Source organism: Desulfonatronospira sp. MSAO_Bac3 (assembly GCF_003838035.1).
Classification (GTDB): Bacteria; Desulfobacterota; Desulfovibrionia; order Desulfovibrionales; family Desulfonatronovibrionaceae; genus Desulfonatronospira; species Desulfonatronospira thiodismutans.
Genome location: NZ_QYZY01000109.1, coordinates 1 through 6,866, shown reverse-complemented (window position 1 = coordinate 6,866; position 6,866 = coordinate 1). Strand labels below are relative to the sequence as shown.

At 52.3% G+C, this 6,866-nt stretch carries 6 protein-coding genes; 5 read left to right on the top strand and 1 reads right to left on the bottom strand.

The genetic code is table 11. The features are described from left to right. Window positions 1-1,333, bottom strand: a 1,333-nt coding sequence (locus D5S03_RS04025) for a molybdopterin-dependent oxidoreductase (RefSeq protein ID WP_287042758.1), incomplete at its 3' end; no start/stop codon positions are given. A 415-nt stretch (window positions 1,334-1,748) separates the two neighbouring features. Between D5S03_RS04025 and D5S03_RS04020 the strand changes: the two genes are divergently transcribed. The 5 genes from D5S03_RS04020 to D5S03_RS04000 all read left to right on the top strand — a co-directional run. Continuing rightward, window positions 1,749-2,366 carry a 4Fe-4S binding protein gene (locus tag D5S03_RS04020; RefSeq protein WP_287042757.1) on the top strand — a complete coding sequence of 206 codons (618 nt, stop codon included), beginning with the start codon at window positions 1,749-1,751 and terminating at the stop codon, window positions 2,364-2,366. Window positions 2,367-3,005: 639 nt separating this feature from the next. Further along, complete coding sequence (locus D5S03_RS04015; RefSeq protein ID WP_008871407.1) at window positions 3,006-3,521, top strand: 4Fe-4S dicluster domain-containing protein; 516 nt, start codon at window positions 3,006-3,008, stop codon at window positions 3,519-3,521. 34 nt (window positions 3,522-3,555) lie between these two features. Continuing rightward, window positions 3,556-4,743: a sulfite exporter TauE/SafE family protein gene (locus D5S03_RS04010; protein ID WP_287042756.1), complete on the top strand. Its 1,188-nt coding sequence runs from the start codon at window positions 3,556-3,558 to the stop codon at window positions 4,741-4,743. Window positions 4,744-4,870: 127 nt separating this feature from the next. Next, complete coding sequence (locus D5S03_RS04005; protein WP_008871409.1) at window positions 4,871-5,497, top strand: hypothetical protein; 627 nt, start codon at window positions 4,871-4,873, stop codon at window positions 5,495-5,497. Window positions 5,498-5,532: 35 nt separating this feature from the next. Next, a partial coding sequence (locus D5S03_RS04000; RefSeq protein WP_287042755.1) for an FmdE family protein occupies window positions 5,533-6,866 on the top strand: 1,334 nt, incomplete at its 3' end.

Here is a 6,866-nt window from a genome sequence, read left to right as displayed (position 1 = left end):
TGATGCTTTCGCGCTCCAGATATGGAGACAAGGGCAGGACCACGTCGGAATTCCAGGCCGTGGCTGACCAGGAGAAAGTAACCGATACCATGAGGTCCAGGTTGTCCGTAATCTTCTTCAGGGCCTCGGGGTCGGGAAAGGCCATGAATGGATCGTGCCGGTAAGCTATGTAGGCCTTTACCGGATATGGATCCTGCTTTTCTATGGCCTGAAAGCCCAAATGCAAAAGCCCTGGACCCGGATCAAAATGTCCATACCTGGTGCCTACCCCGTCAGCCCGCTCATCTTCGGGCTTGGGATAAAGGGATGCCAGGGCCTTGAGGCCCTTGCTGCCGCAGTCCCCGGGTTTGGCCATGAAGGGCAGGCCGCCCTTGACCCCGATGCTGCCAAGCAATGCATTGATAATATATATGGTCCTGGAGACATAGAAAGAATCGGTATATCTTGCGGTATTCCAGCCGGGATGCCAGACTACGGAAGGCATGGCCTTGACCAGGTCCACCACAAAGTCGCGGATCTCCCTGGCCTTGATGCCTGTCTTTTTCTCGGCCCATTCCGGAGTATAGTCCTGGACAAAATTGCGCAGCTGATCAAAATCCTGCACAAAGCTGTGCACATAGTCTGCATCATAAAGGTTCTTGTTGATGAGCTCGTTGATGACAGCCAGATTAAAGGCATAATCTGTTCCGGGCCTGATCATGAGAAAACGGTCCGCCTTGCCCGCGGTCTTGGTGGCCCGCACATCTATGACCGTGACCTTGCAGCCGTTGTCCACGGCATCCAGAAGGTCGTTGACTTCTTTTACATTGATTGCTTCCAGGATATTGCGTGTTTGCAGCACAACATGTTTTGCGTTTTTAAGATCATAAGCCACCCCCTTGCGGCCGTAACCCATGACCGACATGGCCGCGTGCTGCACATTGCGAGCGCAGGAAGCGTCGTGGTTGCTGTAGTTGGGCGAACCAAGACCGCGTACGAATGCCTGATGCAGATCACGGAAAGGCCCTCCCCGGTCTGACCACAATAAAGAGCGCCCGCCATGCTCCTGAATTATCCCCCCAAGCTTGTCCGCCACATAATCCAGTGCTTCATCCCAGGATGCCTTGCGCCACTGTCCTTCTCCGCGCTTGCCCGTACGGATCAGGGGGTGACGGATGCGGTCCGGATCGTTGATAAGCCCGGCACCTGCTCCGCCGCGGGCACACAGGGCGCCCTTGAGGGCAGAGTGGGGATTGCCCTGTATGAACTTGAGCTGGTCCCCATGCACTTCCACTTCTATGGGGCACCTGACCGTACACATGCCGCATACACTGTAAACTTTGTTGTCAGTCATATTATCCTCCAAGCTTTTTATTGTCAGTAGCAAACACCAGGATTTATGACAAGCAAAAAAGTATTTCGAGAAAAAAAACACATTCTCTCCCATCCAGAACAGCACCAAAGCCTGATGACAGGTAAAACAACAGCTGATATGGATAAGCATATCCGTAAAAAATGATGTATGAATCTATATTTTATTTTACAAAGCCCATGTGATTACTCAAAACACGCAGCTTGTGCTTTTTAGAACATACAGACTTGCAAGAAAACTGTTTTACAAAAAAAATATGGTGAGCTATACTACAGGAATAATATTCCTACACAAGGAGTATGTTTTTCCTCTGAGGGTACAGGAAGATACTGCATTACATCTGATGATGCACTGCCTTCTGGTACCGCCTGCTAACCTGACAACAATGATGGAAGCCATGTTTTTCAGCACTATCAGAAAAACTATCAAAGGACTGTGGAGCCTGGGCGTAGGACTCAAGGTCACGTCTGTCAATTTTTTCCGTCCTCCCGTTACTGTTCATTATCCGCGGCAGGTTGTACCTTCCCTGGAAGGATACCGAGGCCATGTGGAACTGGTTCCATCCGCGGAAGACCCGGGGGCCTCCAGATGCATCGGCTGCGGTGCATGCGTCAGAATCTGCCCCGGGGCCTGCATTTCCATCAAGGTCTCTCACAAAAGACCTCACCTTGCTCCAAAAAAGACCGGCAAGCCTCCTGACCATGACCAGGGGCATTTTCTCATTCCCATGCCCAAAGCCAGGGCCCTGCCGGGGATTGCCAGGCGCAGCCCCACATCTTTCAAGCTGAACTACAACTACTGCAGCCTGTGCGGTCTGTGTGTGGAGACCTGTCCAGCCGGGGCACTGGCCTTCTCCAGCAACATCTATCTTGCCGGATACACCCGCAACGAATTCAAATACGACCTGCTGGCCAGGCTCGAGTACAGGGCCAGGGATAAAAGCAGGCCGGCTGAAGGAAGCAGAGTTCAGGACAATGGCCGTGATAACCATTCAGGGGGTCTTCGGTGTTTATAACTGGCACTAGGCCGGGGACTGTCCCCGCTAAGTACTAACTGTGCAGATTCACAAAACTTCGCGTCTGTAATTTTGGTATTTGTGCGGGAAAGGTGTCGCGGGGACTGTCCCCGGGCCGGTTTAGGCATCCCCCTGAATGGTTACTGGCCGTGAATAAAGGCAATGGTAGACATAATTCATGTGAACATGATCATTAATTACCTGACACAGGATAAATCAGACACACTCCAGGAAGACATGCAAAAAATAAAAATACAGTTATACAAGATAATTGCAAAAAAATCTCCAAAAAAAGATTGTTATTTTCAGCACACTGTTGCCATGTGCAAGCATCTGAACCTATCAGTGACACGAGAATGTTAAAAGCTATTTAACATTAAATCCGGATAAACAGATATGCATTTTCAAAAATACGCAACAGCTTTTACCAGACCCTGCAGGAAGCTTCAAACTCAATCTCAACCTTAATTATTTCACTTATGTTGCTATCAGTTTGTCATTTTATACGTACACCACAGTCTACCCCCCTCCCTGGTTAAGGAGAGGCCGGGGTGGTTCGTTATAAAAGCGCTTACAGGCGGGCATCCGGGATGCTTAAAGATACAATTTCAATCAGGCCATACTTAAGGAGGTCAAGACATGAGCAGCTATCTCATCAAGATCAACGGTAAAAGGTGCATCAGCTGCAAAGCCTGCGAAGTGCACTGCAAAGCCAAAAACAGGGTTCCCGAGGGAGCCAGGCTGGGCCAGCTGGTGACCATCGGCCCGGTCAAGAGAAAGGAAAAGCCCAGGTATCTGAATCTTTTTCTGCCCTGTTTTCACTGTGAAACCCCCTGGTGCGTGCATGCCTGCCCCACAGGTGCTTTGTACAAGCGGGACAAGGACGGCATAGTCATGGTCCAGGAGGAACTTTGCGTGGGCTGCAAGGCCTGCATAATGTCCTGTCCCTGGGATATTCCGCAGTGGGACGAGACCAATGGGCGAATCATGAAGTGCGACTACTGCAGCGACCGCATAGACCGGGGAGAGAAACCGGCCTGTGTTACAGCCTGTACTGCCCACGCCCTGAGCTTCATTGATCCCAACCAGGCTTCGGCCAGAACCAGGGAGAGCTTTGCAAGTCGTGTTCTGTTATCCAGACAGGACAAAAAATAAGTATTTTCCAATCTATTACTTTTAGGAGGGACCCATGCACAAAAAATTTTTCCTTGCCTGCCTTTTTTCACTGGCCCTGTTTCTGGCTCTGCAGGGCATGGCTTTTGCGGATGTAGATGTTGAGGAAATCATCGAAGATCCTCATCTCCTGGAAGAAGCCATCCAGAGTGCCCACGAATCAGGACATCTGGACAAAGACGACCCGGAAGGGTATCTGGGCATACCCGGTGCGCCGCAGATCAATCTGTTTATCGCCTTTATCTGGGCCATCGTGGTTGGCTGGATTTTTTCCACAGTCGGAGCTTTTGGCGGAATTGCCGCAGGCATAGGTCACATATCCATCTATGGACTGGGGGCCTATGCAGACAAGTTCGAAGGTAAATCTGCAGCCATAAATACCGCTGTTACAGACTCCATCCGGCTATCCAACCAGTTTATGGTGGGCTTCAGCGCCCTGGTCTCCACCCTCAACTACTGGAAGCTGGGCCGGCTGGTTATTCCGGTGGGCATTGCCCTGGCCATAGGCTCCATCCTGGGCAGCTATCTGGTGCCCACCCTGACCGCCGGGCGTATCTCCTTCGAAGACTACATCTCTCTCTTCGGCATCTTTGTTCTGGCCCTGGGCTGCTGGATGTTCTACCAGACCACCCCCAGGGGACAGAAAAGCAAGAAAAAGGCCAAAGAAGCAGCCCAGGCCTTTGAAGAAACCATGAAACGCAAGAGAAGCGGCGAAGCCATTGACACTTCCGAGCTCGGGGTGAAAATGACCTCCTTTAACCCCAAAAAGATCAGTTTTACCTTTTATGGGGTGGAATTCTCTTTTAACCCCCTGTTCCCCATACTGGGCGGCTTTGTCATCGCAGCCATTGCCGCATTTCTGGGTGTGGGCGGTGGCTTCATGCTGGTGCCCTTTATCACTGCCGTGGCCGGACTGCCCATGTACCTGGCCGCAGGGACTTCGGCCCTGGCCGTGCTCGTGGGCATGATCACCGCTATCCTGAGCTACCTGGCTGCAGGCGTGCTGGTTCACTGGTCTCTTATCGGGACTCAGCTGGTGGGCATATTCATCGGCTCCATGATAGGACCGCGCACTTCGCAGTATATTCCGGAAAAGGTCCTCACCAGGATATTCATCGTCCTGGCCTTTTACGTGGGCATCAACTACATCATCATGGGCATCACCGGCACCCAGATCCATGAATTCCTGGCCGGTGCCGGCTGATTGACCAGGCCCTAAACCTGCAGTCTAAAGTGACTTGACAATCCAGGGCGGCTTTAACCGGGTTAAAGCCGCCCTGCTTGCTTTTTGCCGCTGCTTCTGCGATAGTTTTTCAAACAACGGATACCTTATGAACTGGTGGGATCACTTGATAATCATGCTGGACCTGGTGCTCATCGCCCCCTACAGGTGGTTTGAAAACCCGGTCAACGGCTTCTTCTTCGGCACTTTTGTCCTCTGCCTTTGGTGTGTGTTCGCCGGGGAAATAACTTTCCGCATCGGATCCTGGATCAACCGCAACCATATCCGACGGTTCCGGTCCAACATGGTCAGAATGCACAACCTCTCGGTCAAGGCGCTTCTGCTCAAGGACAAGGAAAACTACCGGGCTTGCAACAAGGAAGCCAACGAGGCCTTTGGCAAATACTTCTTCAATATGCTCACCATGGGGGCAGCCGTTCTATGGCCGGTCCCCTTTGCCCTGGGCTGGATGAATACCCGGTTCGGCCACATCGAGTTTGCACTGCTTTTCCCTCTGCCTGTTCTGGGCCAGAGCGTGGGCTTTGCCGCGGTTCTCATCCCCATGTATATCCTGTGCCGCATATTCTGGGCGCAAATCAAAAAGAAAATGCCGGATACACCGGCTGAGCCCGGTCTAAAGCCCGGTGAAACAGGGCAGGAAGAAATGATAAGTATGCACGAAGTGGAAAAAGAGGGCAGGATACCCGAAAGATTCTGGGACAGCAGCAAATCATAAACAGCAAATCAATAGTTACAACAGGGGAGACAAGAATGCGTATCGGCGGTTATGAGTTCGAAGAATTTCTGGAGGTGGTTCGAAATTTTCACGGCAGCCCGGCCCCGGGTATAATAGTAGGCGGGATCATGGTGGATATGGCCAGGGATGCCCTGCCCCCGGACACCATCTTTGACGCCGTGGTGGAAACCCCCAAGTGCCTGCCCGATGCGGTTCAGCTCCTGACTTTATGCACAGTGGGCAACAGCTGGCTGAAAATAGTCAACCTGGGACGCTACGCCCTGACCTTCTACGACAAGTATACAGGACAGGGGGTGCGGGTATTCGTGGATCCTGTAAAACTTGAGAAATGGGACGAAATAAAAGGCTGGATTCTGAAACTCAAGCCCAAACAGGAACAGGATTTTGAACGGCTCATGCATCAGATAAGAACTGCCGGCCGGGACATACTTACCGCCAGGCCCATGCAGGTGGACATGGATCAGCTTACCCGCAAAAAAATGTCCAGCATTGCAGTCTGCCCCATATGCAATGAGCCATATCCTGCAGATGACGGCGCGGCCTGCAGGGGATGCCACGGGGACAGCCCCTATATATCAGAAGGCGAGGATATGCAGGAGCCGGAACTGGAGCAGGTGTCCGTACATGAGGCCGTGGGGCAGAAGGCCGCGCACGATATGACCGGCATAGAGCCCGGCAAATCCAAGGGCGTGGTCATCAAACGCGGACAGGAAATAAATTTCTCTGATATCTGCCGCCTGCAGCAGATCGGCAGGCAGAACCTCTACACCGAAGCTGCGCCCAGCGATAAGGACTGGGTACATGAGGACGAGGCAGCCGAAAGTTTTGCCCGGGCCATGGCCGGTGAAGGAGTGGAGCTTGGCCTGCCTCCCAGAGAAGGCCGGGTCAATCTCAAGGCGGGCCGGGACGGCCTGCTTGTGGCCCAGAAAGACAATCTTCTGGCTTTCAACCTGGTGCCCCAGGTCATGTGCGCCAGCCGTCAGAGCTATATGCTGGTGAAAAAAGGTTCTGTCATCGCAGGTACCAGGGCCATACCCCTGTACCTTCCCAGATCTAACTTCAATAAGGCCATGCAGGTACTGAACCAGGGGCCGCTTTTCAAAGTCCTGCCGCTTATGCAAAAAAAGGTGGGGCTGCTCATCACCGGGACAGAGGTTTTCGAGGGTATTATCCAGGACCGCTTCGAGCCCATCATAAAGGACAAGGTGCAAAAACTTGGCTCGGAGGTAAACAGGTCTATAATCTGCCCAGATGACAAAGAAGAGATAAAATCCTGCCTTACCCGGCTTCTGGATTCCGGCTGCGATATGATCATAACCACGGCCGGACTTTCTGTTGACCCTGACGA

What these genes read in the sequence shown, in the direction of transcription:
- D5S03_RS04015 (WP_008871407.1), top strand. Translation starts at nt 3,006, where the DNA reads ATGAGCAGCTATCTCATCAAGATCAACGGTAAAAGGTGCATCAGCTGC.
- D5S03_RS04010 (WP_287042756.1), top strand. Translation starts at nt 3,556, where the DNA reads ATGCACAAAAAATTTTTCCTTGCCTGCCTTTTTTCACTGGCCCTGTTT.
- D5S03_RS04005 (WP_008871409.1), top strand. Translation starts at nt 4,871, where the DNA reads ATGAACTGGTGGGATCACTTGATAATCATGCTGGACCTGGTGCTCATC.
- D5S03_RS04020 (WP_287042757.1), top strand. Translation starts at nt 1,749, where the DNA reads ATGTTTTTCAGCACTATCAGAAAAACTATCAAAGGACTGTGGAGCCTG.